The organism is Burkholderia sp. YIM B11467 (genome assembly GCF_052952715.1).
On sequence record NZ_JBQVSQ010000001.1, the window covers coordinates 719,172 to 744,339 of the forward strand.

The following is a 25,168-nucleotide window of genomic DNA, read 5'->3' on the forward strand; positions in this document are numbered from 1 at the left end:
GGACCTGCACCTTGTGAGGTCTCATACGTGGCAAGCCAAAGAAAGCGTCTTCCCCCCCTGAACACCATCGCGGCCTTCGAAGCGTCAGCACGCCTGATGAGTTTCACGCGCGCGGCCGAGGAGCTGCACCTCTCGCAAGGTGCGGTGAGTCGACAGATCCAGGTGCTCGAGGAGCGCATGGGCGTGACGTTGTTCAACCGCCGCCACAAGGAAATTCAGCTGACCCGGGCCGGGCTCATCTTTCAGCAGGCGATCGCACAGAGTCTCAATTCGATCCGTCGTGCGGTGACGATGATCGAAGCGCTCGACACGAGTACGGTGACCATCGCGGCAAGCAATGCAATGGCCAGCTTCTGGCTGATGCCGGCCATCATCGATTTCCGGAGCCAGCATCCGAACATCGACATTCGCGTCCTGGCGAGCAATTCGCCGGTGGACCCGTGGCAGGACCCTGTCGATCTCGCGATCCGATACGGCGATGGGCACTGGCCGAACGTCACCAAGGTGAAGCTGTTCGACGAAGAGATTTTTCCGGTGTGCGCGCCCGCCTACCAACGCGAACACGGCATCAAGGAAATCGAGGATCTGCTGAAATGCGAGTTGATTGAACTGGACTCGGGCATCTCCGAGTTCAACTCATGGGACGCATGGCTCGAAGGCGCTGGATTTCAACCGGGTGTTCTGCACAAGAACCTCACCGTATCCAACTACGACCTCGTCTATCGGGCTGCGTGCAGCGGCAAAGGCGTCGCGCTCGCCTGGGCGTACGGCATCCCGCATGAGGCGCGAGAAACGCTGCTCGTCCGACCGCTCGACATCTCCATCAAGACCGGTCTCTCGGAATACATCATCTATACGGAAAACGAAGAATTGAGCGCGCCCGCTCAAACGTTTCTCGAGTGGCTGATCGACTTCGGCAAACGCAGCCTCTGGACCTAGCCATCAGTATTCGATCGTGACGTCGGAGAGCGGCACCGAGCAGCAGGCGAGGATATACCCCTCCTCGACCTCTTCATCCATGATGCCGCCGTTGTGCCGCATGTCCACGTCACCCTCGAGCTTCTTCACCTTGCACGTGCCGCACACGCCGGAGCGGCACGCATTGGGAATCTTCACGCCCTGAGGCGACGCGTGAACCGCATCCAGAATGGTGGTGCCCGGCGCGCACGACGCGTCGAAGCCGGATTCCGAGAGCCGAACGCTTGTCACATTTGAACGCGCGACAACGTGGGCTGGCGGAGCGTCCGGGATAGTGAAGCTCTCCTGGTGAAATTTCGACGGGTCTCCGCCGCTGCTCACAAACGCTTCCCGCATATCGGCCATGAACGAATCCGGCCCGCAGCAAAGGACGCGACGAGCCTCCCACCCGGGGACAGCCCGGTCGAGCAAGTCGGCGCACAGCCGCCCTGCCTGACAATCGCCGGAGCTTGAACGGGACGCATAAAAATGCGGAATCATTCCTCTTCCAGCGGCGCTCATCACCGCCAGTTCCTCGCGAAAGAGGAGGTCTTCAGGTGTTCTCGCGAACTGGAAAAACTGAAGGTCCGAAGCCCGAGCGCGTGCATGCAGGTGACGAGCCATCGACATCAATGGCGTGACGCCCACACCACCGGCGACAAACAGCAGCGGCTCGTCGTGGGCTTCCGGCACCACGAAGTCGCCTGCGGCGTGCGACGCCTGGATGCGCGTGCCAACCTGCAGCGCCTCGTGCAGCCACGTCGAGACGACGCCGCCCGGCGAGTACTTCACCGTGATCTCGAACGCTCCGGCCTGCGTCGTTTCCGGTGCACAGGAAACCGTGTAGCAACGGTAGACATTCTCGCCGCCGATTTCCAATCCCAGCGTGACATACTGACCGGCCTGGAAATCGAACTTCTGGCCGGCGCGGGAGACGCGGAAGCGGAATGTTTTCACATTCCAGCTCTCGGGTTGAATGTCGACGCACGTCGCCTCGACGAAAGGACTGCCGGTCATGCTTCGACACACTCCACCGGGAAAACTTTGGGCGCCGCCGCCAATTCACGCCGAAGCGTGTCGAGATACCAGTCGATGAACTCGGTCACGCCGCGCTCGACCAGAGGCGAGTACGGACCCGGCTGATAGCCCTTCGAATTGATCCCTTGCTGGTTCGCCTCCACCAGCGTCTGATCCTGCGCATTGGTCGCCGCCCAGACTGCGGTGAGCTCATCGAGGGTGTAATCCTCTCCTTCGATAGCGTCGCCGCTGACGAGCCACCACGTCGTCACCTGGGTCTCGGTCGGACTGACAGGCAGCACGCGGAACGCAACCGCATGGTCCGACAGGACGTGGTTCCAGGTATTGGGGAAGCGCAGGAGACGAAGCGAACCGACATCCGCATCCTCGTTCGTTCCGAGCAGCTTCTTGCAGGCGAGCGCCCCCGTCATCGTGAACGACAACCCGCGTTCCATCGCCACGCGTACAAGGCGGTAGCCTTCGTCCGTTTCGATGGGCTTGTGCGGCAAGCCGGCACGATCCCAGCGTGCTTCGTCGTTGGCGCACTTGACCGCGTAATCCCCGCCGAACCGTGGGTCGGTCGGGCCATCGAACTCGGAGATGGTTCGAAGCAACTCCGGATGACTGCCGGCGCAGTGATAACACTCGCGGTTGTTCTCGATGACGAGCTTCCAGTTTCCCTTTTCGATGATGGTCGACTGGTGAGCGATCTTGGCGTTATCGAGACCGTGAGGCTGAATATACGGCGACACCTTTGCCTTGAATGCATCAAACGGCGCGGGGTCGTCTGCGAGCGAAAAAAAGATGTAGCCCTCGACCGTCTCGCAATGCACCGAACGCAAAGCGAATGCCGACGTGTCGAATTCCTCGCCCATTTCCTTGGCGAACATCAGTTTGCCGTCGAGCCCGTACGTCCACTGGTGATACGGACAGACCAGCGTGCCCGATGACCCCTTCTCGCCGGCGCAGATCCGCGAGCCACGGTGACGACACGTGTTGTAAAACGCGCGGACGGCCTTCGTGCGATCGCGAACGACCAGGATGGAGCTTTTGCCAACCTGAACCGTGAACCAGTTGCCCGGCTTCGGAATCTGCGCCGTCATGCCCGCAAACAGCCACTGACGTTCCCAGATGAGTTCGAGCTCCCGGTCAAATACGGCCTGATCCGTATAGAACGGTTGCGGCAGCGACCGGCCGGGCTGACGGGAATCGACGAGTGCGGAAAGCTGCGAATTTGACAGCATGATGGGGGCCTGTGTTCGTTTCGGATGGTTCGCGGAGACCTGATCTACATGCGGATTTGAATCCGTACGAGCAACCCGCGCAAGCGAGAATTCTTGATGCTTTGCATGTGTTTTTCGAGGCCAGGAACGCCATCCGTCAACTCGTCCGCATGCCCCATGCGTCGACGCGGCTCAGCGCATCGTCATGCCATTCAAAATTTCATACACGGTTCGCATCGCGCAGGCGGATTCCCGGCGTGGCGGTTGAATCGCGATGCGCACCAACCTGAGTGGCCTGCCTGGCAATTCCGGCGGAACGCCGACCGAACGGGACGGAAACATGCAAGGCCGCACGCGGCCTCGCATGATGAACATCGACCGAAACGCTGATCAGAAGAGGTGGCGGAGTGCGACACGTGCGACGAACTGCTTGCTGGTCGACGAAGAATTGTCCGTCCCGGTGATATAGGCCTGATCGAGGAACGTGCCCGTCGAACCGGAAACCTTCTGGTAGACGCCCTGCACGTAGACATCCGTCCGTTTCGAGAGGTTGTAGTCGGCCATCAGCCCGAACTGGTTCCAGTTGGGGTGCGAGCTACCGTTGCTGCCTTCATAGCGGCCGCGGGTATAGGTGTACATGCCGCCGACATAGAAGGCCGTCGTGAAGTGGTAAAGCGCGTTGACTTCGAAGTTGTCGAAGGTCAGGGAGCCGACGCTGACGCCCGTCGGAAACGTCCCCGGGGTCAGGTATCCGTTGCCCGTCGGATTCTCGAGGCGAACATGGCTGTAGGCGAACCCCAAGGTCGCCGCGGCGATGTTGTAGTTGATACCCGCGGCGACTTCGCGCTGATGTCCCGCAAAGAAGCTGCTGTCATTGGTCGCGACCGCACCCGTCGAATTGCCGCCGACGTTGTCGATGTCCATGTACGCGACGCCGGCGGTGACGGGGCCGCCCGCATAGCTCGCGCCGATGCTCATCAGCCGGTTGTTGGCGAATTGTCCTGCCGTGTTGCTGAAGCCATAAACACCACCGAACTTGAAGCCGCCCAGGTCCGGACTGGTGTACTTCACGGAGTTGCTCACGCGAAACGAGTTGTCCGTATTGTCGTTGTCGTACGGATGGGCAAAGAGATAACCCGCCCACGAACCATTCGCGGTCGTGGGGCCGACAAAGTCCACCACGGAATCGTACTGACGGCCCATGGTGAGGGTGCCGTAGTGGCTCGAGACGCCGACGAACGATTGCCGGCCGAACATCCGGCCGCCCTGATTGGCTCGTCCCGTATTGAGGTCGAACCCGTTCTCGAGCGTGAAGATGGCTTTCATCCCGCCACCCAGGTCCTCTGCTCCCTTCATCCCCCAGCGGCTACCGTACGCATAGCCGGACTGCATCTCGACGTTACTGTGGCCGCCCGTGTTGTTCGTATAGTTCACCCCCTCATCGATCACCCCGTACAACGTAACCGTCGACTGCGCGAAAGCCGCCGGGGCCGCCGAAAGCGCCAGGGCGAGGACAGTAAGTTGCTTTTTCATTTGTATCTCCAGACATGCACTTTGTGAACGTGGCTACGGGCAGAGCAGGAACCGCCTGACTGTTGGCCATTGCGAAATGAAGCATGGAGGAGCCTAAGAAGCCGAAATGCACGTCGCAAACCAAAGAAACGAATGCACTGCATTCGTTATGGAATGCCTGCGTGGCACAAGGCCTCGACGGGCCGCACGCATCGGGCACTGAGTGAAAACACCAATGCACGACGCGTACATGCACGCTCGGGTTGTTGCGGCTTCGCCACTCTCGCGCAAGATTCCGGCACGGAAACCCGATGTTCAATAACGTGGAGTGCTGAACAACCTGATGAGAAAACAGCGGCAGATATCGCGGATTCGATACGCAGGGGCAGCCCGACGGATCGCAAGACCCGTCAGGCAGAACTGGAAACCTGATTGGAAGGTTTGAGCGGGTGCCTTACAGCCGTCCGGCCGCAGCGCGCTCCGCCGACTGCAAGGTATTGACCAGAAGCATCGTGATGGTCATCGGGCCGACACCGCCCGGGACAGGCGTCGCGAAACCTGCCACCTCGCGCACCGACGCGTAATCGATGTCGCCGCAGAGCTTGCCTTCGTCGTTCTTGTTCATGCCCACGTCGACTACAGTCGCGCCGGGCTTGATCATCGAACCCGTCACGACATTCCGTTTTCCGACAGCGGCCACGACAATGTCGGCCGTCCTCGTATGTGCGGTGAGATCGGGCGTCTTGCTGTGACAGATGGTGACCGTTGCCCCGGCCTCGAGCAGCAGCAGCGCCATCGGCTTCCCGACAATATTCGAGCGGCCGATGACGACGGCCTGCTTCCCCGAGACCGGAACGTCATAGGCTTCGAGCAGCTTCATCACGCCATATGGCGTGCAGGGTTTGAAGCGGGCACTGCCCGTCATGAGGGCACCGGCATTCGCGACGTGAAACCCGTCCACATCCTTTTCAGCCGCGATCGCCTCGATTACCTTGTGGCTGTCGATATGCCGGGGCAATGGCAGCTGAACGAGAATGCCGTGCACGGTCGGTTCCAGGTTGAGTTCCCGAATCCGATCGAGCAGCTGCGCTTCCGTCGTCTCCGCCGGCAAGCGGTCGAGCGTGGAGCGCAATCCGTGCTGCTCGCATGCCTTCACCTTGTTTCTCACATAGACGGCACTGGCCGGGTCGTCCCCCACCAGAATCACCGACAACCCGGGTACCACACCCTTCGCCCGAAGCGCCTCCGCTCGAATCGACACTTCCTGCCGCACGCGGTGCGACACCGCCACACCGTCGATGACTGTTGCCTGACTCATATCCCGCTCCGCATGGTCCGTGATGGGCAGCTCGTGAACCGCCTTGTATCGTTCAGATGTCCATACTTTACATAAGCAATCGAGCGCCCTATGCATCATTTTTTTGCATCTACAGGGCCAGAAATCATGAACTTCGGAGTGTTGCCAAGACATTGGGCGAACGATAGATTCAATGCATCCCTGTACATGAGCCATCATGAAACCCGAGCATCGCTGCCTGCCAGTGGACTGGCGCCTTGACTGTCGACGTCTCTTTCTGCGGAGCTGGAAACCTTCGGCGCCCGTCGACGAACTCCATGGAACGCACGTGAACGTCGAGGTTTGGGTTCGCTACGAAAACGCCTCGGCGACGACAGACGAGCTGAACGACGTTCTGGACTACAGCGTGATGCGCGATGCGCTTCTGCAGGCAGGTACGCCAGACTCGTGGGCATTTGTCGACCGCGCACTTGATGGGCTCATGAGCGCGCCGATCGAGGCCGCATACGTCGAACTCGTGTACGAAGGCCCCGGCAAGCCGTGGCGCGGCTCGCGCTATGCATGGCGCTAGGACCCGGCACCGCACGTCCACGCAGACCGTTTTCACGACCGTTCTCCCGCTCAAGGAACATCCCAATGTTTTCGCACGTACCGCCTTATGCCGGCGACCCGATTCTCGGCCTGATGGAACGATTCGCGCAGGACTCGCGACTGCAGAAGGTCAACCTCGGCGTAGGCATCTACTACGACGCGGACGGTCGAATTCCCGTGCTTCAATCCGTCAGGACCGCTGCCGCGCGCGTGTTCGAATCCAACGCGCCGACTTCCTATCTGCCGATCGAAGGTGACCGAACCTATCGATCACGGGTGACTCGCCTGCTGTTTGGAAACGAGGTCGACGCAACGGCCGATTCGCTCGCCGTCATTCAGACCCTGGGCGGAAGCGGCGCACTGAAAGTAGGCGCGGACTTCCTCCGGCATCACTTTCCGCAGAGCGCCGTGTTCGTCAGCGACCCGACCTGGGATAACCACATCGGTATCTTCGAAGGCGCGGGGTTCAAGGTCGGTCGGTACCGCTACTACGATTCGGAAACGAAAGGCCTCGACCTCGATGGCATGCTCGAGGATCTGGCACGTCTGACGAAACACGACATCGTTCTCTTTCATCCGTGCTGTCACAACCCGACTGGTGTCGACCCGACGCGAGACCAGTGGCTCAAGATTCTCGATGTCGTCGAACAGCGTCGCCTTATCCCGTTCGTCGATATCGCCTACCAGGGTTTCGCCGAGAGCTTGGCTGACGACACGTTTGTCCTTCGCGAGCTGGCGCGCAGAAAGCTCGACTTCCTGGCCAGCAACTCGTTCTCGAAGATTTTCTCGCTGTACGGGGAGCGTTGCGGCGCCCTGACGGTACATTGCGCAAAAGCCAGGGAGACCGCCAATGTTCTCGGCCAACTCAAGTTCACCGTCCGCCGAAACTACTCCAGCCCGCCGACTCAAGGGATGAGACTCATCGCCACCGTTCTTTCCGATGGCCTCCTTCAGCAGCAGTGGGCCGGCGAACTCGAAGGAATGCGCCTTCGTATTTCAGCGATGCGCAAGCGGCTGTATGACACGCTCAGCGAACTCGTGCCATCGAAGGACTTTGAATACCTTGTCGCGCAACGCGGAATGTTCGCCTATACCGGGCTGTCGGCAGGCCAGGTGGCCTCCTTGCAATCCGACTTCGGTGTGTACGCGGTATCGAGTGGCCGCATTTGCGTCGCAGGTCTGAATCACTCGAACATCGATTACGTCGGCGAGGCCTTTGCGCGAGTTCTTCGATGAAGCGATATCGCAGCTTGCTGGAGACGCCCTGACCGGCATCGAGGAAAACGCGGCACGAACTTCCCTCGCTCCCTCTCGACGTCGCGGACGATCCGATCTCCTGTTTCCTCCGCGACGAACACGCTCAGGCTTCGAATTCTTCCGCCGCGTCGGTCATCCAGTCGACGAGAAACCCGGCCACGGAAACATCGAAGTACAACACATATTCAAAGGTCGCCCTGCGTAGCAGCATCGCGGGCAGGCCGGCGAAGCGAGTCGTTACCGCCGCATCGACCGGAAACACCGTGGCGTCGAGGTCGATCCCGCACCCCTTGGCGAGGAAGTCCACGGCTTCGCCGCCGGATACGAGGAATGACACGCGTGCGTCGGATACCAGGGTGACGGCGACGAATTGATTCGCAAGGCTGTTCGTCAGATTCCGGACGATGGCCGCCTCATCCTCCAGCGCACAAAGTACCAGCCATTCGTTCGGTCCCACCCACACGAGCCGGGTCGTCCCAATCAAGGTTGAACGCTCCGGAAGCGGCAAGGCCACACCCAACCCCGCCTCGATGCTCGCCTTCAACTTCGACGATTTTCCGTCACCCTGAATCCGGACAAGGCCGTGCAGCGGAATCTCCGACAGTTGCAACGAAGGCGCAGCAATCCGGAATACGCGGCCCGTCACGAGGTGGGACGTGACGGTCGATCGGGCCTGTAAGTCATGCATTGAGACGCTCTCCTTTCGGATCGTAGTGCGCGGCAGGTACGACGCGCGCGGCAAGGATGCGACCGTTGGAATAGATTCGTACTTCCTGACCAAGCCGGCTCGCCCCATCTCGCAGGATGCCCAGGCCAATCGACTTGCTCAAGGTAGGACTGAGGCAAGACGATGTGACGTAGCCGTCGGAACGTGATGGTTGTCCGGACGTATGGTCTTCGACAAAGTGCCCACCGACAGGCAGTTGCGTCGAAGCGTCGAGACATTCAAGGCCGACGAACTCCAGGCGGCCCTTCTTCCTGTCTTCCGGGCGTTGCATCGAGCGGCGCCCGATGAAGTCGCCGCCCTTCTTCTCGACGATTTTTCCCCAACCGATGTCGAGTGCGTTGGAGCAACCATCCGTGTCGGCGCCGACGTGGAGGTAACCTTTTTCCGTACGCATGACTTCGAGCGCTTCGACGCCATACGGCGTGATTCCGAACGGCTCACCGGCTTTTGCCATGAAGATCCAGAGCGCACGCCCATATCGGGCCGGCACCGAAATTTCGTAAGTCACTTCGCCCGTGAAGCTTGCACGCAAGATACGCGCGTCCACGCCAGCAAACTGCCCCGTCCTGAACTGCATGTGCGCAAATGCGGCGACCGAGAAGTCGATGTCGGATTCCACCCGCTGCATCACGGCGCGCGCGTTGGGGCCGGAAATCGTGACGTTCGCCCACTGCGTGGTGACGTTATTCACGTAGACCTTCAGGTCCGGCCATTCGCATTGAAGAACCTCTTCCATCAGGAGAAAGACCCTTCCGGACGCCGCGCTTGTCGTATGGACAAGAAAATGGTCTTCGGCAAGACGCACGACCACACCGTCGTCGATGAGAATGCCGTTCTCGTTCGCCAACATCGCGTAGCGTGCCGAGCCGGGTTTGACTGTCGACAGGTTGTTGACGTACATCCGGTTCAGGAATTCTGCCGCGTCGGGCCCCTTTACTTCGAGTTTTCCGAGCGGCGAGCCGTCGAACATGCCGACGTTGCCGCGAACTGCCGCCACTTCCCTGCGCGTCGCCTGATGGATGTCCTCGGACTCGCGTGGATAGTAGTCCGGGCGCTGCCAACCGTAATCTCCGACCACCGCGTTCAGTGCACGATGTGCATCCGCCGCGTGCAAGCGTTGATACGGAGCGTAAAGCTTGCCGACCGTACCTCCGGCAAATGTGCCAAGCGTGACCGGCTGGTAAGGCGGCCGGAACCGCGTCGTTCCCACCTTGACGATCGGACGGCCGCTCACCTCGGCCATCACGGCGAGGATGTTGAAGTTGCTCGATTTTCCCTGGTCGACGCTCATGCCGCCCGTCGTGTAGCGCTTCACATGCTCGACCGACACGAAGTTCTCCCGCATCGCGAGCTCGACGTCCGAGACCTTCACGTCGTACTGAAAATCCAGCCACTGCTTGTTGGTGGGCGAGCTCTGCGTGTACCAGTACGGTTGAATGTGAAGCGAGTCTTGCTCTTCAGCTTGCACACGAGGCTCGAGGAATTCGGGCACGTCCTGATGCCCGAGCTCGCGCAGCGTTTCCGTCGTTGCGGTAGCGGCGGAAGTCACGCATGCCGCCAACGAAAACGCACCATTGGCCGCACCGATTACGCGAACGTTCTGCGCGCAGGAATCGGGAACGAGACACATCTGCTCGGCATCGAGCTTCAGCGTACCGCCGGCCTGACTGTATAGATGGATGGTCGGGGTCCAGCCGCTCGACATCGCGACCAGGTCGCATGACACGGTTTCGGTCGGCCCGACGAGCGCGCCGTCACCGGCATGTTGCGCGAGCTTGATCGCCTTGACTCCGCGCTTCCCGACGACGTCCGCAATTCCGTAGCCAACGTAATGCCTGATACCCGCCGCCTTCAGTTTTGCGGTCAGCGCCCCGTCGACCACCGACCGCGTATCGACGACCGTGAGAGCCCGCACGCCTACCGAGTGAAGGTCGAATGCCGTCAGATATGCGTTGTCGTTGTTGGTTGCGATGACAACGCGGCTGCCGGGCACGACGCCATGCTGATTCGCATACATCCGGACCGCGGATGCCAGCATGACGCCTGGCCGGTCGTTGTTTGCAAAAACCAAAGGACGTTCGATGGCGCCTGTTGCGAGGATCACGGCGCGCGCACGGATTTTCCAAAGGCGCTCGCGAAGCCGCCCGGCTTGACCGGCTGGGCCAAGATGATTCGCGACACGCTGCTGTGCTGACACGACGTTGTGCTCGTAGTAACCGCTCACGTTCGTTCGCGATAGAAGCTGAACATTCGGCAACTGCTCCAGCTTCGCAACGATCGCACGGACCCACAGTGCGGCAGGCGCGCCGTCGACTTCAAAACGCTCGCCCAGGACGGAACCACCGAACGCTTCGGCATCGTCCGCGAGGATAACCCTGAGCCCGGACAAGCCGGCGACATAAGCGGCAATGAGCCCGGCGGGACCACCGCCGACGACCAGAACGTCGCAATGAACATTGCGCTTCTGATACTTCTGCGCGTCGGCAACGGTCGGCGATGTTCCGAGGCCGGCAATCGGGCGGACCATCCGCTCATAGAAATGCCAGCTGGGCCAGATCATCGACTTGTAATAGAACGACGCAGGCAACACGCTCGAAAACGTGTCGAGCATCCCCATGACGTCGTGTTTGGCGCTGGGCCAGGCGTTCTGGCTGGTTGCCTTCAGACCGGGATAGAGCGGCATGAGCGTCGCGCGAACGTTCGGCTCGTCGAAACCTCCCGACTCGAGTTGCACGAGGCCATTGGGCTCCTCGATACCGCGGCCCATGATGCCGCGAGGGCGATGCAGCTTGAAACTTCGGCCAACGATGCCGATGCCATTGGCAAGCAACGCCGATGCGAGCGTGTCTCCCTTGAGTCCCGCATAGCGTTTTCCGTCGAACCAGAATTCGATCGACTGACGTGGCGTGACTGTCGCCTCGCCGAAGACCGGGACGCGTTCAAACCGCTTCATGAACGTCTCCTTCCTGCTGCAACGCATACGGACCACCGCGAGGAACCTCGTCGAAGGTGAAAATCCTGAGCAGTGCGTGGCTGACCGTGTCTCGCTCGATGCCGAACCATTGGCGACATCCGAACGTATGGCGCCAGCGTTCGAGGCTGGCGCCTCGAGCGTTCTCGCGAATGAAGAGGTAGTCGCCCCATTCCTCGTCGCTCAGTTGCGCCGGGTCGGCAGGCCGCACGCGCTGGTACGGTCCGCCGTATGAAAACTCGTCTTCATCCCGCGAGCTTCCGCAGTAGGGGCAAGCAATGCGTAACATGAGTCGTTCCGTTCAATGTTCGACGCCGGCGGCAGCCGCTTCGTTGACGAAGCGGCCCGTGGAAAACCGGTCAAGGCCAAATGGTTCGATGAGAGGATGCGGACGGTCATTGGCAACGGTATAGGCCATGGTTTCGCCACCAACCGGTATCGCCTTGAATCCGCCGGTACCCCAGCCCGTGCTCATGAACAGCGACTTGACCGGCGTCTTGCCGAGAATCGGGCTCGAGTCCGGCGAAATGTCGACGATGCCGGCCCATTGGCGCATGAGCTTCAATCGACTGAACGCCGGGAACAGGTTGAGCGTTGCGCTCAGCGTGTCTTCGAGCGCGGGCAGCGATCCTCGCTGACCGTATGACGGGTACGCGTCGGTTCTTCCACCGATCAGGATTTCACCGCGATCCGACTGACTCACGTACGCATGCACCGCCGGAGAGTTCACGACGCCATCGAGGATCGGCTTCACCGGCTCGCTGACCATCGCTTGCAAGGGCATCGAAATGATGGGCAGCTTGATGCCCGCCATGCGGGCAAGCACGGATGAATTTCCCGCGACCGAGACGACCACCTTGTCGGCGGCGATGAATCCCTTGCTGGTTTCGACGCCTTGAATGCGATTTGCCCCGATACGCAAACCCGTGACTTCGCAGTTCTGGACGATGTCGACCCCCATCGCGTCCGCGCCGCGAGCATAGCCCCATGCCACCGCATCGTGTCGCGCGACGCCACCGCGACGCTGAATGAAGCCGCCGAGCACCGGGAATCGTGCGTCCTTGCTCAGATCCAGCAGCGGCAGGTACTCGCGAATCTGCTCGACGCCGAGCATTTCGGCGTCGATGCCTTGCAGTTGAATCGAATTGGACCAGCGGTTCAGCCCGTCCAGCTGATGCGGACTGTGAGCTAGCGTGAGCACGCCGCGTTGGCTGAGCATCACGTTGTAGTTGAACTCCTTGCTCAGCCCCTCGTAGAGTTGCAACGAGCGCTCGAAGAATCGCGTGCTTTCCGGATAGAAGTAGTTCGAGCGGATGGCTGTCGTGTTGCGGCCGGTATTGCCGCCGCCCAGCCAGCCCTTCTCGATGACGGCCACATTCGTGATGCCGTGATTCCTGGCCAGATAATAAGCAGTCGACAGCCCTTGACCGCCACCGCCGATGATCACCACGTCGTAGCGACTTTTCGGCTCGCTTGTCCGCCACGCCGGAGCCCAGCGCCGATGACCGCTGAGCGCATGCTTCGCGAGAGACCAGAGAGAGTAGTTTTCCAAGCGAACCTCGTCACTGATTACAGGATGACCGTGCGATGGCCGTTGAGGAAAATCCGGCCTTCTCCGAAGAGGCGCACGGCGTTTGCCAACGCGACCGCTTCCGTGTCGTGCCCCACGAGAACCATGTCTTCGGCCGTATGGGCGTGGTCAATCGTCTTGACCTCTTGCGCGATAATCGGGCCCTCGTCGAGGTCGCTCGTCACGAAGTGGGCGGTGGCGCCAATCACCTTGACGCCGCGGTCGTAGGCCTGGTGATAGGGGCGCGCACCTTTGAAGCCGGGCAGGAACGAATGGTGAATGTTGATCGCACGCCCTTCGAGCTTGCGGCTCAGGTCGTCGGACAGAATCTGCATGTACCGGGCCAGGACGAGCAATTCCGCGCCCGTCGTGGCGAACAGGTCGAGAATCCGTGCTTCCTGTTGAGGCTTTGTATCAGGCGTAATCGGGAAGTGGTGAAACGCGATGCCGTACCACTCGACGAGACTGCGGCAGTCGTTGTGATTCGAGACCACGCCGACGATGTCGATGTCGAGTGCGCCTGCGCGCCACTTCGTCAGGAGCAGGTTCAGGCAGTGATCGAACTTTGAAACGGCGATCAGCACCTTCGGACGATACGCCGCCGGACGAATCTCGAACTGCATGTCCAGTTCGCGCGCAAGCGACGCCATCTGCTGCGTCAACGCCCCGATACCGTCCTTCATCAGGTGGTCGTCAAAGACCATCCGCGCGAAAAACTGCTCGGTCCGCGGGTCGCCGTAATGCAACGACTCCGTGACATAGGCACCCTCGCGGAACAGCAGATTCGAGACTTTCGCGAGAATGCCCAACCGGTCGGGGCACTGGAAGGTGAACAGGTAGCTGATAGCTTCGGGGGTCTGCGTCGTTGCGGTCATGATGGCTTACAAGGGCAAAGGTTCGAAGTCGTACTTGGGCTGGCGCTGCAAGCAAAGACGGTTGCCAGTCCATCTGGTTGTTCCGCGCGGCTCGGTTGTCCCCGAGACGCGCAGCGTGCGATGAGCACGCCATCGGCCCCCGAAACCACCACTGCGGCCTTCGCAAAAACAATAAATATTTAATGTTTCATAGCGAAGCGGGGCCACCCGGCACGGCAGCGGTGCCGACCTGCGGCGCCGAGCATTCTCATGCGGTGCGTGCGGCCAAGTATAGATTGCACTCGCGCACAAAAACAATTAAAAATTATTGTTACTTGTTTGTGGTTAACCCGACTTTGCGTCCCGAGGCCCCACCCGCCGCCGCCGTGTAATAGACTTCTGCCCGCATGCCAACGACCGTTCGACCGATGAGCACCGTACCGAAATCCGACAAGTCTCGCCGCGCGCCTGCGCGCCGGACACAAGAAGAACGTAGCGACAACACGCGTCGTCGCATCGTGCAGTCCGCCATGCGCCTGCTGCACAAGAAGGGGTTCAAGGCGACGAACCTGCAGGACATCGCACGCGGCGCGCGCGTCACGCTGGGCGCACTTCAGCATCATTTCGCGAATCGTCAGGTCTTGATGGAGCGACTGATCGACGAGGTGATGGCGCCCTTGTCCGACGACGGCGTGGTCTGGCCGCCGGCCGGCCTCGCGCTGGAGGAACGTGCACGCGAATTTGTGCGCCTCGCCTGGCAGACGATCTATGGCGTCCCAAGCTATATCGCCGCGTGGAGCTTGTTCTTCGGCTGCAAGGCGTCGCCGGAGTTGTTTGCGAAGATAGACGCGACCCGAGCTCGGTCGGACCCCGTATTCTTTGCGCGATTCATATCGTGCTTCCCGGAGATCGAAGCGAACCATCCGAATCCGGAGCAGTTTGCGGGCTTCGTCTTCGCCTCCCTGCGCGGTATGAGCCTGTTTGGTCTATTCGACGTGGCTCAATCGGAGACTGACGGCCAGCTGGAGGTCTTGACGCAGGTCATCGTTCAGGCCGGGAAAGGCAAGTAACGAACCGGGGCCCGCGAAACGCGGGCGAGCGAGATCGCCGCGACTCGCCCATGAGGCAACCGAGATCGGCCATCCCGAACGTGAGATTTGCGACCGCACCTCAAATTTTTCGCAAGGCGCCAACTTTCGCGCTGTCGCTACTTCGACAGACTCAGCTTCTTCGACAGCACGACACCGCTCGACGGACTCACCAGCCAGATGGCATGGAGATCCATGTGCAAGCTGGAGATCCTGGTCGTAATGTCCGTCGGCTCCTCGATGCTCGGATCGACATGCTCGATTTGTTCGCTCAGGTAAGGCCGAACCAGGCGCCCGGAAAAAACGAGTGCAAAGTCGCCATGCGTTTGGGCGTACACGGCGGGCGAAAGCCGCATGCGGCTACGAACCGAAGTCATTTTGCCTTTCCCGGACTCGAGTTCGATGATGTCGACCTGCTGGATATACCCTTTTGCCTTCGCTTCGGGTGCGATCACGAGCCCTCGCCCGCGTGGCCCCGTCGTGACCTTTCTGAGCAGGATGCCCGTCCGGTCGTCGCGCTCTGCGTCGAACAGGTCGACGTCCAGCGTCAACAGGCGCTGCTGTGACCGGTACCTCAGCCCGTACCGCACCGGCACCACGAACGTCACGTCACGATCCAGACCGACGGCCGCCAGGTCGGCATTCGCGCCATGCCGGTCGGTAGCGCCGGGGACCAGGCCGCGAACCCGGTCGCTCAAGGAAGGCGCGGCGGTTCTGATGTGCAGCCTCTTCAGGGCATCCCGAATGGCAACCGGGTCATCGCCGACAATCGGTCGTGCGGGTGACGTGTCGTGCTTGGCCGCGGTCGCGATGCGCGCCGCACCGTCGACAGCCTCCGCCTCTGCATGCGCCGCGACTGGCGCCAGCATCATCGTCAGGGCGACGACGCACACGAAGTTCGAAAGTCCCAGTCTGGATTTCCGGTGAAACACGACGCGCTCCTGATTGGCTTGCAGATCGGTCAACGACGAGCACTATAGGGTGGAATGATCGGCAACGCATCCCCTGTTTGAAATTCACCGATGGCCGGCGCACCTCATCGTAGGCTTATCGTCGGCCCGGCAGCAGGTCAACAGGCACACTACCGTGTTGCCCGGGCGACAACAACCGGCCGGAAGCGAGCGACGGCGCGCATGTCGGCATGTCGCCGCGCGACCCGTGCGGTGCCGGGCGGACCCTGACGAAAGGTCCGCCCGCCGCCCCCCAATCAAAACACCGTATGCAACCCGACCCGCGCCACCGCCTGAGTAGCGGAACTTGAAGCCCCGTTCGGATCCAGCACGCCATTCACCTGCGCATTCGCCCCGCTGTTCGCGCGCTGGTAGTCAGCCGACACATAGACCATCGTCCGCTTCGACAACAGGTATTGAAGCGCCACGCTGAGTTGATGAGCGTGGTTGTTGTTCACCGCTTCATTACCCTTCATGTACATGTATTTCGCCCCCAGGACGACGTCCGGCCTGACGTGCCACACCCCGCCGCCTTCGGCCATCCACACGCCGGCATCGTTGAACGAGTTGTGCACGGTCGTCACCAGCGCACTCGCGGTCACGATACCAAAGTCGTAGTGCATCCCGACGCCCCAGTTGCGCACGCTCGTCGACGGCACGCCGGGCGCCGGACCGTACTTCTCGTTCGTGTAGGCCGCGCCCATACCGAAAGCCCCCGGCTCATAGTTCAGCCCGGCACTGACGGCGTTGTCCGCCCCGACCGAGCCGGCCACGCCGCCGAACGCATACATCACGCCGCCGGACAGCCCCGCGACCGTCGGCGAGCTGTATTTGACGGAATTCGCGATCGGCTTGCTGCCTGCCGTGCGGTCCCAGTCGAACGCACCGGTCGGATTGTCCGGCAGCGCGAGACGCTGGAACGGGCCATTCCGAAAACCGTATAGCCCATTGATGTCCCTCGCAATCGCATTCCCCTTCGAAAAGAGGGAATCCACCATGAAGTCATACTGATTGCCGAGCGTGATGCTGCCGAACCGGTCGCTCTCGAGGCCCACGTACGCGTTGCGCCCGAAAATTCCGGTTCCGACGATGCTGCCGTTCGCCGTCGAGAACTGGTTCACGAGCGCGAACGTCGCGCGATATCCGCCGCCGAGATCTTCCGTACCGCGGAAGCCGAAGAGATTGGGCGCGTATATGCCATCGTCGAATTTGACGTTCTTTCCGCCACCCTCGTTGCTGACATACGAGATGCCGCTGTCGATAAGGCCGAACATCGTCACGCTGCTCTGTGCCCATGCGCCCTGCGCCACGGCAAGAATCGCCACTGCTCCAAACCTGAGTTTCATTCTGTCTCCGTCGTTTTATGTCAATGCGAACCCGCCACCCACTACGTGGCGGGTATTCGCCCAATGCTCGGTTTGACAACGCTGTAAATATGATTAGTTTTACTGATTTAATGGAATGAACAGCGCCGCGCGTATTGCTCGATCTCAACTTCTTCTATTTAGTCTCGCGTGGATCGACCCGACACCGCACCGGTCGCAACGTTCGAATCAAGCGCCTCGCCAGACAACCCACGCCGTCGAATCCACCTCGACCGCCACGGCTTCCAACGCCGATCCCGAGCAAGGTCCGTCGATGCACACCCCATCGTCGAATCGAAACAGTGCGCTGTGATGGGCACACATCAATACCTGCGACCGGTAGCAGGAAACACTGCCCGGTACGAAATCGAGCGGCACCGAAAAGTGCGGGCAACGATTCACGTACGCCCACACCTGCTCGCCGCGTCGCACCACGATGACGGGACGTCCGATGCAAGCTTCATCGACGACCCGCGCGCCGCCGTCCGGCACATCGGAAACACGGCAGAGTTGTCTGGCCTCCATGAATCACACTCTCTGCTCGGGGTTTCCGAGGCTCCAGTCCCAAGGGCGCACTTCCACGCGCGAGAACAACCCCTCCTTCACGTACGGGTCGTTGCCGACGAACTGCATTACCGCATGGATATCGTCGGCCTCGACGACGAGCAGCGTTCCGTTCATCGCGTCGCCCTGCGGGTCCAGCGTCGGGCCGCCGAGCCGCACATACACGCCGTGCTGGGCTGCCGCGCGCAGGTAGCTCCGATGACTCGGCCGTACGCGGTCGCGCACCTCGCGCATACCAGGCTGGTCCGTTGCAAACACCGCGAAAAATCGAGCCATGTCGATCAGCTCCGGTCGAGAACGAACGCATGAAACTGCCGCGCGAGGCTCTGCATCAGCACGCACAAGCGCGGGCCCGGCGTGCCGCCGAAGCTCGCGACGACCTGCTCGGTCAGCCTCGTGTCGCCGTCATGGTGGTCATTCATCACGTCTGTCTCCGTTTGAGCATCCGGCCAATCAATGCGGCGCACGCCCTTCCCACGCGTCCTGAAGCAACGCGCGAATCGCCGCGCGTTCGATCGGCCGCGGATTCGCATACGGGTTCCGGCACGCGATGTCGGCCGCTTCATCGAGGCCATCCTCCGGCATGCCGATATCGGCAAGCGCCGGCGCGATGCCGAGCTGCGCGTTCAGCTTGAACAGCAGCGGGCCGGTGTCGGCCGCGTCGTTGCCGCCCAACGCCCGCGCGACGCGGCGCAGCGCATCAGGCGCGGCGGTGTGGTTGTAATGCGCGGTATGCGGCAACATGGCCGCGTGCGTCTGCGCGTGCGGCAGGTTGAAGGTGCCGCCGAGCGTGTGACAGAGCTTGTGGTGCAACGCCATGCCGACCGCGCCGAGGCAGGTTCCCGCGAGCCAGGCGCCATACAACGCGCGGCTGCGCATCGTTCGGTCGTCCGGATCGCGCACCACGACTGGCAATGCTTCACCGAGCGCGCGAATCGATTCTTCGGCCATCAGGCTGATCACCGGGTTCGCGTCTTCCGCATAGAGCGCCTCGACCGCGTGCGCCATCGCATTGACACCGGACGCCGCCGAAATGCCAGGCGGCAGCGACACCGTCAACGACGGGTCGTAGAGCACGGTACGCGGCAGCACGCGCGCGTCGCGCCCGGTGCGCTTCAACCGGCCTTCGGTGAGTCCGTAAATCGGCGTCATCTCCGAACCGGCGTAAGTCGTCGGCACCGCCAGGATCGGCAGCGACGATTCAAGCGCAATGGCCTTGCCCAACCCGATCGTCGAGCCGCCGCCGATCGCGATGCAACAGTCCGCGCCCAGTTCGGCGGCCATCTCGCGTGCAGCGCGCGCGACTTCGACCGGAACGTGCATGACCGCCTGCGCACACACGCCGGCGGCACGCTCGCCGAGCACCTCCTTCACGCGATCGGCGAGATGCCACTGCTCCGGCGTGGACAGAATGAGCGCGCGGCGGGCGCCGAGCGTCGACAGCTCGTCCGGCAGTCTGGCGAGCGCGCCCCATTCGAACACCACGCGCGAAGGGGTTCCCTGATAGACGAAGCGCTCCATGAAGGCCTCAGCGCTTGAAGTGCGGCGGCACGTTGCCGTCGACGTTGACCCACACCGACCGCGCTTCCGTGTAGTCGTGCATGGCCTCGAAGCCCATCTCGCGGCCGTAACCCGATTTCCCGACACCGCCGAACGGGCTGCCCGGATTGACGCGCTTGTAGCAGTTGATCCAGCACATGCCCGCGTTGATCTGCGACGCCATCTTGTGCGCGCGGGAGAGGTTCTGGGTCCACAGGCCGCTGCCAAGCCCGTATTCGGTTGCGTTGGCGATGGACAGCGCTTCGTCGTCGCTGCCGAACCGCAGCACGGTGACGAACGGACCGAACACTTCCTCCTGCGCGACGCGGTCGTTCGCGCTCCTCGCTTCGATAACCGTCGGGCGCACGTAGTAGCCGTTGGCGAGCGCCGGATCTTGCGGCGCGCTGCCGCCCGCGAGCACGCGACCGCCCTGCTCGCGCGCCACGTCGACGAACGACAGCACGCGCTCGAGGTGTTGCTTCGACGTCAGCGGCCCCATTTCGGTATCGGCGTCGAGCGGGTTGCCGATGCGGATGGACGATGCGAGCGCAACGAATCGTTCGAGGAACGCGTCCGCGATGCGTTCGTGCAGCACCAGACGCGAACCCGCGATACACGCCTGCCCCTGGTTGTGAAAGATCGCCCATGCGGCGCCGTTGATGGCCGCATCGAGATCGGCATCGTCGAACACGATGTTGGCGCCCTTGCCGCCCAGCTCCAGTTGAACGCGCTTCAGGTTGCCCTGCGATGCTTCGACGATCTGGCGGCCGGTCGCCGTCGAACCGGTGAACGCGATCTTGCCGACGCCCGGGTGTTCGGCGAGCCGCTGGCCGGCCGTATGCCCGTAACCGGGGACGATGTTGACGACGCCTGCGGGAAATCCGACCTCGGCCATCAGTTCGACGATACGCAACGTCGACAGCGGCGTGATCTCCGACGGCTTGAGCACGACCGTGTTGCCGGCGGCCAGCGCCGGACCCATCTTCCAGCTCGTGAACATCAGCGGAAAATTCCACGGCACGATCTGGCCCACGACGCCGATCGGCGCACGCTGCACGTAGTTCAGGAAGCCGGTTTCGACGGGAATCACCGAGCCCTGCAGTTTGTCGGCCATGCCGCCGAAATAGCGAAAGCAGGCCGCCGTGCGCGGCACGTCGAGCGCGCGCGAATCGCGAATCGGGTGGCCGGTGTCCAGCGATTCGAGCTGTGCCAGCTCCTCGGCGTTGGCCTCGATCGCGTCGGCCAGGCGCAGCAGCAGCCGGCCGCGTTCGGCGGCCGGCATCGCCGACCATTTGGGAAACGCGCGGGTCGCGGCTTCGACGGCCAGATCGACGTCCGCCGCTGTGGCCGCCGCGATCTTCGTGATGACGGAACCGTCGTGCGGATTCAGCACGTCGATCGTGCCGCGGTCGACGGCGTCAACGAAGCGGCCGTCGATGAAGAGTTGGGTTTGCATGAATCGTCCTCGGTATTGTGCTGAAGCGGAAGCGGGTGCGCTGCTCAGAACGCGATCGGATACGGCGCCAGCTCGCCGCTTTCGTAGCGTTGCGGCAGGTTCGGCGTCGCGTTTTCCCAGACCAGCAACATCGAACGCTTCGTCGAGTAACCCTGGTGCCGGATGTCGGCGGGCATCGCGCAAATGTCGCCGGCGCGCATCGTCACGCGTGCCCGCGGTGCGCCGGTGTTCTTGTCGCCGATGTCCCACACGATTTCGTCGGACAGTTGCAGGAACCATTCGACGCGGTCGTTGCCGTGGAAGACCGGCAGGATGAATTCCTCGGTGGTCGGGCAGAACAGGCTGCGCTCGCACACCGACGTGACCGACGGATTCCACGTCACGTCCGAGCGCGACAGATACTTGAACAGGTTGAATGCGTGCAGTTCGCCTTCGAAGCCCGGCTCGACATGCACTTCCGGTTCGTCCTGCGCGACGTCGAGGAACGCGCGGTTGACGGGCAGTTCGTCGCGCAGCGGCGAGTCGCCTTCGAGGCCGGGCATGCGGCGCGTCGCGATCCGCGTGCGTTCGATTGCCGCGCCGTTTTCGCCGTGCTTGCGCCCGAATGCCGTGCCGGTTTCCTCAGGCGCCGCGAACGGGTCGAAGCCTTCGTTGGTCCAGTCGTGCAGCATCGCCTTGAAGGTCGCCATGATGGTGGGCGTTTCGAAGGTCTCGGTGTAGTCGACCCCGGCGTCCTTCAGGATGCCGTTGAAGGTGCCCGCATACATGTCCACCTTGCCGTAGTGATTGCGCGTGCCGAACACGTGATCGAAATTCACCCAGCCGTAGAAGAAGCCCCATGCGACGTCGCGCATCATCGCGCGCAGAAATGCGTCCGCCGGCATCGCATGCGTGCGCGTCTGGCCTTTCGCGGGCCAGCTGATCTTCACGAAATATTCGTCGCGCTGGAATTCGAACGCGCCGAGCTGGAAGCGGCGGTAGCCGGTGACGGCATCGGCTTGCGTGGATTGCACCAGATCGGCGGCGAAGCCTGCGGACGGGTCGAGGGTTTCGAGGGTGGCCATAACGTGTCTCCTGGGATAGTCGAATGTGGGCGGTCGGAAGGGTCAGTGCAGGCAGATCTCGGCCCACTTCTCCACGGACAGCTCGCCGAGCATGGTCTGGACGAGCGCGACCCCCGGCTTGCCGGCGGTGAAGCGGTACGCACAGCCGGCCGGAAGCAGCGCCTGATGGCCCTGGCGCAAGACGACGTACCCCATGTTGCGGCCAGCCGGTTGCGCGCCCGCGCTCACGGTGCCGCGGCCCGACTTCGGCGGCGCGTCGAGCTTGATGAATTCGATCCGGACTTCGCCGTCCATCAGGATCGCGAACTCGTCATGCGCACACGCGAACCAGGGCGACTGGCCTTCGGTCCTCAGTACTTCGATCACGTATTCGAGATTCTTGCCGGCGACGACCTTTTCGTAAGGGGCCGACTTCGATGCCACCTCGAAGACATTCGAGAAGGCGTAGTGCTGCGCGCTGCCGCTGGTGATTTCGATCTCGCCCTTCTTGTAGCTGTCGAGCGAGCCAAAGACGGTGTGGAATGCCGTGTCGGTCATTGCTGTCTCCTGAGTTGAACCGCTTGTTGGATTCAACTCTAGGGGCAACCAACAACCGCAACAAGGCAACGGACGGCGATTACGGCATTTGCGTTTCGCGAATAATCGCGCGGTTCAGCGCACCCAGCCACGCGCCAGCAGCGGCACGTCCCACGCGGGTTCATCGCCGATGCATTCCGCGAGGAATTCGACCAGCGCCTTCACTTTCAGCGCCTGTCGCTGCGTCGCGGGATAAACGGCGGCAAAGCTCAGCGGTGCGAGGTGGTAGTCGGTCAGGATCGGCACCAGCCGGCCCGCGACGAGCGCGTCGCTCGCCACGAGCGTGGGCAGGCAAACGACGCCGCCACCTGTCAGCGCGCACTCCCGCAGCAGGTGAACGGAGTTCGAGCGAATCATGCCCGGCAGCTCCATTTCGACGACCTCGTCGTCGCGCGTCATCGTCCAGCGGTTGCGCGACGGATAACCCGAATACAGCGCGGTGGTGTGCTGCAGCAAATCACGGGGATGTTGTGGCGCACCATGCGCTTCGAGGTAAGCGGGCGACGCGCAAAAGAGACGCCTGACCTTGAACAGCCGCCGCTCGATCAGCGACTCGGAAATCGGCGGAAAGATCTGGAAGGCGATGTCGAACCCTTCTTCGACAGGGTCCACGACGCGGTCATTGACGATCACGTCGAGCTGGATGCCCGGGTAGCGTCGATTGAATTCGACCAGCGGCGGGCCCAGGTGATCGAGCGCGAAACCGGGCAGTACCTGGATGCGCAGCCGCCCGGTCGGCGTGGCGCGAAGCTCGCGCATCTGGTCGGTCAACTCGTTGACGCGTCCGACCACCTCCGCGCACTCGCGATAAAAGGCCTCGCCCACTTCGGACAAGCGCACGTGGCGCGTGCTGCGATGAAACAGCGGCGCGTTGACGAACTTCTCGAGCTGCTGGATGCGATTCGTCACCACGGAACTGGTCACACCCAGCTGCCGCGCCGCCTCGGCGAAGCTGCTCGCCTCCGCGACCCTCACGAATGCCTCGATGCTCAGAAACCGGTCCATGCCGCGCCCTTTTTCGACAGCGAAGTCACCAGTCTACCTTTAGCGGGCAACGGGCTGTGTCATGCGAATGGCGTCACTGTGTCGCCTAATCGATGTCAATCGCGGAGGGTGCAAACACCGGCGCGCGCACGACCTCGGTTACTTTCCTACCGTCAGCTCCGGCTGCACGGCCACACGACGCTGCAGCACCGCAGGTGCGGTTTCCTTCAGCAACAGGCTGACGAGGATGCCCAGCACGACCGCGCACATCGGCAGCCACAGAATGTTCTGGATGCCGAAGTGTGCGGCAACATAGCCGCCTATCGCCGGCGCGATGCCGCCGCCGAAGATCTCGCCGACGCCGACCACCACGCCGATGGACGTCGACACCAGACCGACGGGCGCGGCCTCGGTCGCCACCGGGCCGGACAGCAGCGACACGAGCCCGAGCGTGAAGAACGACGCAACGAACAGCACCCCAAACAGCGCGAGCGGCTGCGGGCCGAGACCGCGGAAAATGTAGAGCATCACGGCCGTCCCGACGAAACCCACGATGCTCGCGAAGCGTCGGCCGACCAGATCGGAGAGGCCGGGCAAGCCGAACTGCCCGAGAAAACCGCCGAAGCCGATCGCCGACACGACGAGGCCCATCTTCTGCGTGCCTAGCGACAGGTAATCCGTCAGGTACAGCGGCAGCAGCGCGCCGAGCACGAATACGCCGGTCATCGCGCAGCACAGCGCGGCCATCGCGACGAGGATGTTGCGGCTCTTGAGAACATGGCCGAGCGACGCCGGCGCATGCTCCGACGCGACTTCCTTCACGACCTTCGGCTCGCGGATGACGAAGAACATGAATGCGCCGAGGATCAGGCCGGGAACGGCCACAAGCGCAAAGACCCAGCGCCACGACACGAAACCGAGCAGCTGGGTGGCGATGATGGGCGACAGCGCCAGCCCGAAGAGCGCGAAGCCGCTTTGCTGCAGGCCGAGATTCAGGCCGCGCCGCCGCGGATGCGACGCGTCGGCCGTCGCGGCGAAACTGGTCGGGCAGAACGAACCCTCGGCGACACCCATCAGCCCGCGGATCGCCATCAACCCGAGCAGGCCGCCCGCGAGCCCCGAGAAACCCGACAGCAGCGAAAACGCGATGATCGCCGGAATCAGCACCTTGCGCCGGCCGACCTTGTCCGAGATGCCGCCCATCAGCGCCGCGAAGATGCCCCACGACAAGCCGAGCACGCCGATGCAGTTGCCGACGTCCTGCGCGGTCAGGTTGAGGTCCTTCATGATCGAAGGGAACAGCGGCGCGATGAGCCAGCGGTCCAGGCCAACCAGCCCGAAGCCGAGCGCCAGCAGCGTCACCGCGTTCCACTCATAGGAGGTATCCCACTCGTTTGCTTTCATGTCCGTCTCCGTGGACGCTGCTTCGCCTGCGCGCGCCGCAGCGCCTGCGCATGAGTCAGGTCCGATGTCTTTTGTGTGGTGTGCGACGTGAATCGCGAGGAAGCGCCGGCCGCCTTTCCGGTTCCAGGCGTCGAATCCAATCAGCCGACGCCACCACGATAGGTGCAACGCTGCCGATCGGGTATGGAACAACCGGCGAACGC

The 25,168-nt window shown here is 62.2% G+C and carries 23 protein-coding genes and 1 pseudogene; 4 read left to right on the top strand and 20 right to left on the bottom strand.

Annotated features, from left to right (window positions below; genetic code table 11):
- The first annotated feature begins 27 nt into the window (after positions 1-27).
- Entirely contained in the window at positions 28-939 is a 912-nt protein-coding gene (locus tag ACTRWB_RS03210) for a LysR substrate-binding domain-containing protein (protein ID WP_193101398.1), read from the top strand.
- A 3-nt stretch (positions 940-942) separates the two neighbouring features.
- Here the strand turns inward: ACTRWB_RS03210 and ACTRWB_RS03215 are convergent, their stop codons facing one another.
- From ACTRWB_RS03215 to folD, 4 genes are all read right to left on the bottom strand, one after another.
- A complete protein-coding gene (locus ACTRWB_RS03215) occupies positions 943-1,974 on the bottom strand; it encodes a flavin reductase family protein (RefSeq protein WP_446900912.1) in 1,032 nt (343 codons plus the stop codon).
- Positions 1,971-3,218 (bottom strand): aromatic ring-hydroxylating oxygenase subunit alpha, encoded by a 1,248-nt coding sequence (locus ACTRWB_RS03220; protein WP_446900913.1) that lies wholly within the window; start codon positions 3,216-3,218, stop codon positions 1,971-1,973. The genes ACTRWB_RS03215 and ACTRWB_RS03220 overlap by 4 nt, the downstream gene beginning before the upstream one ends.
- A gap of 369 nt (positions 3,219-3,587) precedes the next feature.
- Positions 3,588-4,730: a porin gene (locus tag ACTRWB_RS03225; protein ID WP_446900914.1), complete on the bottom strand. Its 1,143-nt coding sequence runs from the start codon at positions 4,728-4,730 to the stop codon at positions 3,588-3,590.
- 433 nt (positions 4,731-5,163) lie between these two features.
- Positions 5,164-6,027: a bifunctional methylenetetrahydrofolate dehydrogenase/methenyltetrahydrofolate cyclohydrolase FolD gene (folD, locus tag ACTRWB_RS03230; protein ID WP_446900915.1), complete on the bottom strand. Its 864-nt coding sequence runs from the start codon at positions 6,025-6,027 to the stop codon at positions 5,164-5,166.
- Positions 6,028-6,223: 196 nt separating this feature from the next.
- On the opposite strand from folD, the gene ACTRWB_RS03235 reads away from it, so the two are divergent.
- Together ACTRWB_RS03235 and ACTRWB_RS03240 are read left to right on the top strand one after the other, a co-directional pair.
- Positions 6,224-6,577, top strand: coding sequence for a hypothetical protein (locus ACTRWB_RS03235; protein WP_446900916.1), 354 nt, complete (start codon positions 6,224-6,226; stop codon positions 6,575-6,577).
- 65 nt (positions 6,578-6,642) lie between these two features.
- On the top strand, positions 6,643-7,833 hold the full coding sequence (locus tag ACTRWB_RS03240; protein WP_446900917.1) for an amino acid aminotransferase: 1,191 nt from the start codon (positions 6,643-6,645) through the stop codon (positions 7,831-7,833).
- A gap of 124 nt (positions 7,834-7,957) precedes the next feature.
- Here ACTRWB_RS03240 and ACTRWB_RS03245 read toward each other — a convergent pair whose 3' ends face one another.
- The 5 genes from ACTRWB_RS03245 to purU are packed head-to-tail and all read right to left on the bottom strand — an operon-like array spanning position 7,958 to position 13,997.
- Positions 7,958-8,542 (bottom strand): sarcosine oxidase subunit gamma, encoded by a 585-nt coding sequence (locus ACTRWB_RS03245; protein WP_446900918.1) that lies wholly within the window; start codon positions 8,540-8,542, stop codon positions 7,958-7,960.
- The gene (locus ACTRWB_RS03250) at positions 8,535-11,534 is read right to left on the bottom strand and encodes a sarcosine oxidase subunit alpha family protein (RefSeq protein WP_446900919.1); all 3,000 of its coding nucleotides are present in this window, start codon (positions 11,532-11,534) and stop codon (positions 8,535-8,537) included. The genes ACTRWB_RS03245 and ACTRWB_RS03250 overlap by 8 nt, the downstream gene beginning before the upstream one ends.
- A complete protein-coding gene (locus tag ACTRWB_RS03255; protein WP_193101414.1) occupies positions 11,521-11,841 on the bottom strand; it encodes a sarcosine oxidase subunit delta in 321 nt (106 codons plus the stop codon). The genes ACTRWB_RS03250 and ACTRWB_RS03255 overlap by 14 nt, the downstream gene beginning before the upstream one ends.
- 12 nt (positions 11,842-11,853) lie before the next feature.
- A complete protein-coding gene (locus ACTRWB_RS03260; protein ID WP_193101416.1) occupies positions 11,854-13,104 on the bottom strand; it encodes a sarcosine oxidase subunit beta family protein in 1,251 nt (416 codons plus the stop codon).
- Positions 13,105-13,121: 17 nt separating this feature from the next.
- Positions 13,122-13,997, bottom strand: a complete 876-nt coding sequence (purU, locus tag ACTRWB_RS03265; protein ID WP_193101418.1) for a formyltetrahydrofolate deformylase — start codon at positions 13,995-13,997, stop codon at positions 13,122-13,124.
- A 407-nt stretch (positions 13,998-14,404) separates the two neighbouring features.
- Here purU and ACTRWB_RS03270 point away from each other — a divergent pair, with 407 nt between their 5' ends.
- On the top strand, positions 14,405-15,046 hold the full coding sequence (locus tag ACTRWB_RS03270; protein WP_446900920.1) for a TetR/AcrR family transcriptional regulator: 642 nt from the start codon (positions 14,405-14,407) through the stop codon (positions 15,044-15,046).
- Positions 15,047-15,183: 137 nt separating this feature from the next.
- Here ACTRWB_RS03270 and ACTRWB_RS03275 read toward each other — a convergent pair whose 3' ends face one another.
- From ACTRWB_RS03275 to ACTRWB_RS03325, 11 genes and pseudogenes are all read right to left on the bottom strand, one after another.
- On the bottom strand, positions 15,184-15,996 hold the full coding sequence (locus ACTRWB_RS03275) for a hypothetical protein (protein WP_446901407.1): 813 nt from the start codon (positions 15,994-15,996) through the stop codon (positions 15,184-15,186).
- A gap of 275 nt (positions 15,997-16,271) precedes the next feature.
- On the bottom strand, positions 16,272-17,360 hold the full coding sequence (locus ACTRWB_RS03280; RefSeq protein WP_446900921.1) for a porin: 1,089 nt from the start codon (positions 17,358-17,360) through the stop codon (positions 16,272-16,274).
- Positions 17,361-17,567: 207 nt separating this feature from the next.
- A complete protein-coding gene (locus tag ACTRWB_RS03285; protein ID WP_129516472.1) occupies positions 17,568-17,903 on the bottom strand; it encodes a Rieske (2Fe-2S) protein in 336 nt (111 codons plus the stop codon).
- A 3-nt stretch (positions 17,904-17,906) separates the two neighbouring features.
- Positions 17,907-18,218: a YciI family protein gene (locus ACTRWB_RS03290; RefSeq protein WP_096475194.1), complete on the bottom strand. Its 312-nt coding sequence runs from the start codon at positions 18,216-18,218 to the stop codon at positions 17,907-17,909.
- 20 nt (positions 18,219-18,238) lie between these two features.
- Positions 18,239-18,367, bottom strand: a pseudogene (locus ACTRWB_RS03295) (6-chlorohydroxyquinol-1,2-dioxygenase); the annotation flags it as partial.
- A gap of 28 nt (positions 18,368-18,395) precedes the next feature.
- Positions 18,396-19,463, bottom strand: a complete 1,068-nt coding sequence (locus tag ACTRWB_RS03300; protein ID WP_446900922.1) for a maleylacetate reductase — start codon at positions 19,461-19,463, stop codon at positions 18,396-18,398.
- Between the two features lie 7 nt (positions 19,464-19,470).
- Positions 19,471-20,937, bottom strand: a complete 1,467-nt coding sequence (locus tag ACTRWB_RS03305; RefSeq protein WP_446900923.1) for an aldehyde dehydrogenase family protein — start codon at positions 20,935-20,937, stop codon at positions 19,471-19,473.
- Between the two features lie 44 nt (positions 20,938-20,981).
- Positions 20,982-22,001, bottom strand: coding sequence for a hydroxyquinol 1,2-dioxygenase (locus ACTRWB_RS03310; RefSeq protein WP_419687962.1), 1,020 nt, complete (start codon positions 21,999-22,001; stop codon positions 20,982-20,984).
- A gap of 42 nt (positions 22,002-22,043) precedes the next feature.
- Positions 22,044-22,538, bottom strand: coding sequence for a hydroxyquinol 1,2-dioxygenase (locus tag ACTRWB_RS03315; RefSeq protein WP_193101431.1), 495 nt, complete (start codon positions 22,536-22,538; stop codon positions 22,044-22,046).
- 114 nt (positions 22,539-22,652) lie between these two features.
- The gene (locus ACTRWB_RS03320; RefSeq protein ID WP_129516466.1) at positions 22,653-23,582 is read right to left on the bottom strand and encodes a LysR family transcriptional regulator; all 930 of its coding nucleotides are present in this window, start codon (positions 23,580-23,582) and stop codon (positions 22,653-22,655) included.
- A 138-nt stretch (positions 23,583-23,720) separates the two neighbouring features.
- The gene (locus ACTRWB_RS03325) at positions 23,721-24,965 is read right to left on the bottom strand and encodes an MFS transporter (RefSeq protein ID WP_446900924.1); all 1,245 of its coding nucleotides are present in this window, start codon (positions 24,963-24,965) and stop codon (positions 23,721-23,723) included.
- Positions 24,966-25,168: the final 203 nt, after the last annotated feature.

What these genes read in the sequence shown, in the direction of transcription:
- ACTRWB_RS03320 (WP_129516466.1), bottom strand. Translation starts at nt 23,582, where the DNA reads ATGGACCGGTTTCTGAGCATCGAGGCATTCGTGAGGGTCGCGGAGGCG.
- ACTRWB_RS03225 (WP_446900914.1), bottom strand. Translation starts at nt 4,730, where the DNA reads ATGAAAAAGCAACTTACTGTCCTCGCCCTGGCGCTTTCGGCGGCCCCG.
- folD (WP_446900915.1), bottom strand. Translation starts at nt 6,027, where the DNA reads ATGAGTCAGGCAACAGTCATCGACGGTGTGGCGGTGTCGCACCGCGTG.
- ACTRWB_RS03250 (WP_446900919.1), bottom strand. Translation starts at nt 11,534, where the DNA reads ATGAAGCGGTTTGAACGCGTCCCGGTCTTCGGCGAGGCGACAGTCACG.
- ACTRWB_RS03240 (WP_446900917.1), top strand. Translation starts at nt 6,643, where the DNA reads ATGTTTTCGCACGTACCGCCTTATGCCGGCGACCCGATTCTCGGCCTG.
- ACTRWB_RS03270 (WP_446900920.1), top strand. Translation starts at nt 14,405, where the DNA reads ATGAGCACCGTACCGAAATCCGACAAGTCTCGCCGCGCGCCTGCGCGC.
- ACTRWB_RS03245 (WP_446900918.1), bottom strand. Translation starts at nt 8,542, where the DNA reads ATGCATGACTTACAGGCCCGATCGACCGTCACGTCCCACCTCGTGACG.
- ACTRWB_RS03235 (WP_446900916.1), top strand. Translation starts at nt 6,224, where the DNA reads ATGAAACCCGAGCATCGCTGCCTGCCAGTGGACTGGCGCCTTGACTGT.
- purU (WP_193101418.1), bottom strand. Translation starts at nt 13,997, where the DNA reads ATGACCGCAACGACGCAGACCCCCGAAGCTATCAGCTACCTGTTCACC.
- ACTRWB_RS03290 (WP_096475194.1), bottom strand. Translation starts at nt 18,218, where the DNA reads ATGGCTCGATTTTTCGCGGTGTTTGCAACGGACCAGCCTGGTATGCGC.
- ACTRWB_RS03255 (WP_193101414.1), bottom strand. Translation starts at nt 11,841, where the DNA reads ATGTTACGCATTGCTTGCCCCTACTGCGGAAGCTCGCGGGATGAAGAC.
- ACTRWB_RS03325 (WP_446900924.1), bottom strand. Translation starts at nt 24,965, where the DNA reads ATGAAAGCAAACGAGTGGGATACCTCCTATGAGTGGAACGCGGTGACG.
- ACTRWB_RS03305 (WP_446900923.1), bottom strand. Translation starts at nt 20,937, where the DNA reads ATGCAAACCCAACTCTTCATCGACGGCCGCTTCGTTGACGCCGTCGAC.
- ACTRWB_RS03220 (WP_446900913.1), bottom strand. Translation starts at nt 3,218, where the DNA reads ATGCTGTCAAATTCGCAGCTTTCCGCACTCGTCGATTCCCGTCAGCCC.
- ACTRWB_RS03300 (WP_446900922.1), bottom strand. Translation starts at nt 19,463, where the DNA reads ATGGAGCGCTTCGTCTATCAGGGAACCCCTTCGCGCGTGGTGTTCGAA.
- ACTRWB_RS03310 (WP_419687962.1), bottom strand. Translation starts at nt 22,001, where the DNA reads ATGGCCACCCTCGAAACCCTCGACCCGTCCGCAGGCTTCGCCGCCGAT.
- ACTRWB_RS03215 (WP_446900912.1), bottom strand. Translation starts at nt 1,974, where the DNA reads ATGACCGGCAGTCCTTTCGTCGAGGCGACGTGCGTCGACATTCAACCC.
- ACTRWB_RS03315 (WP_193101431.1), bottom strand. Translation starts at nt 22,538, where the DNA reads ATGACCGACACGGCATTCCACACCGTCTTTGGCTCGCTCGACAGCTAC.
- ACTRWB_RS03285 (WP_129516472.1), bottom strand. Translation starts at nt 17,903, where the DNA reads ATGGAGGCCAGACAACTCTGCCGTGTTTCCGATGTGCCGGACGGCGGC.
- ACTRWB_RS03280 (WP_446900921.1), bottom strand. Translation starts at nt 17,360, where the DNA reads ATGAAACTCAGGTTTGGAGCAGTGGCGATTCTTGCCGTGGCGCAGGGC.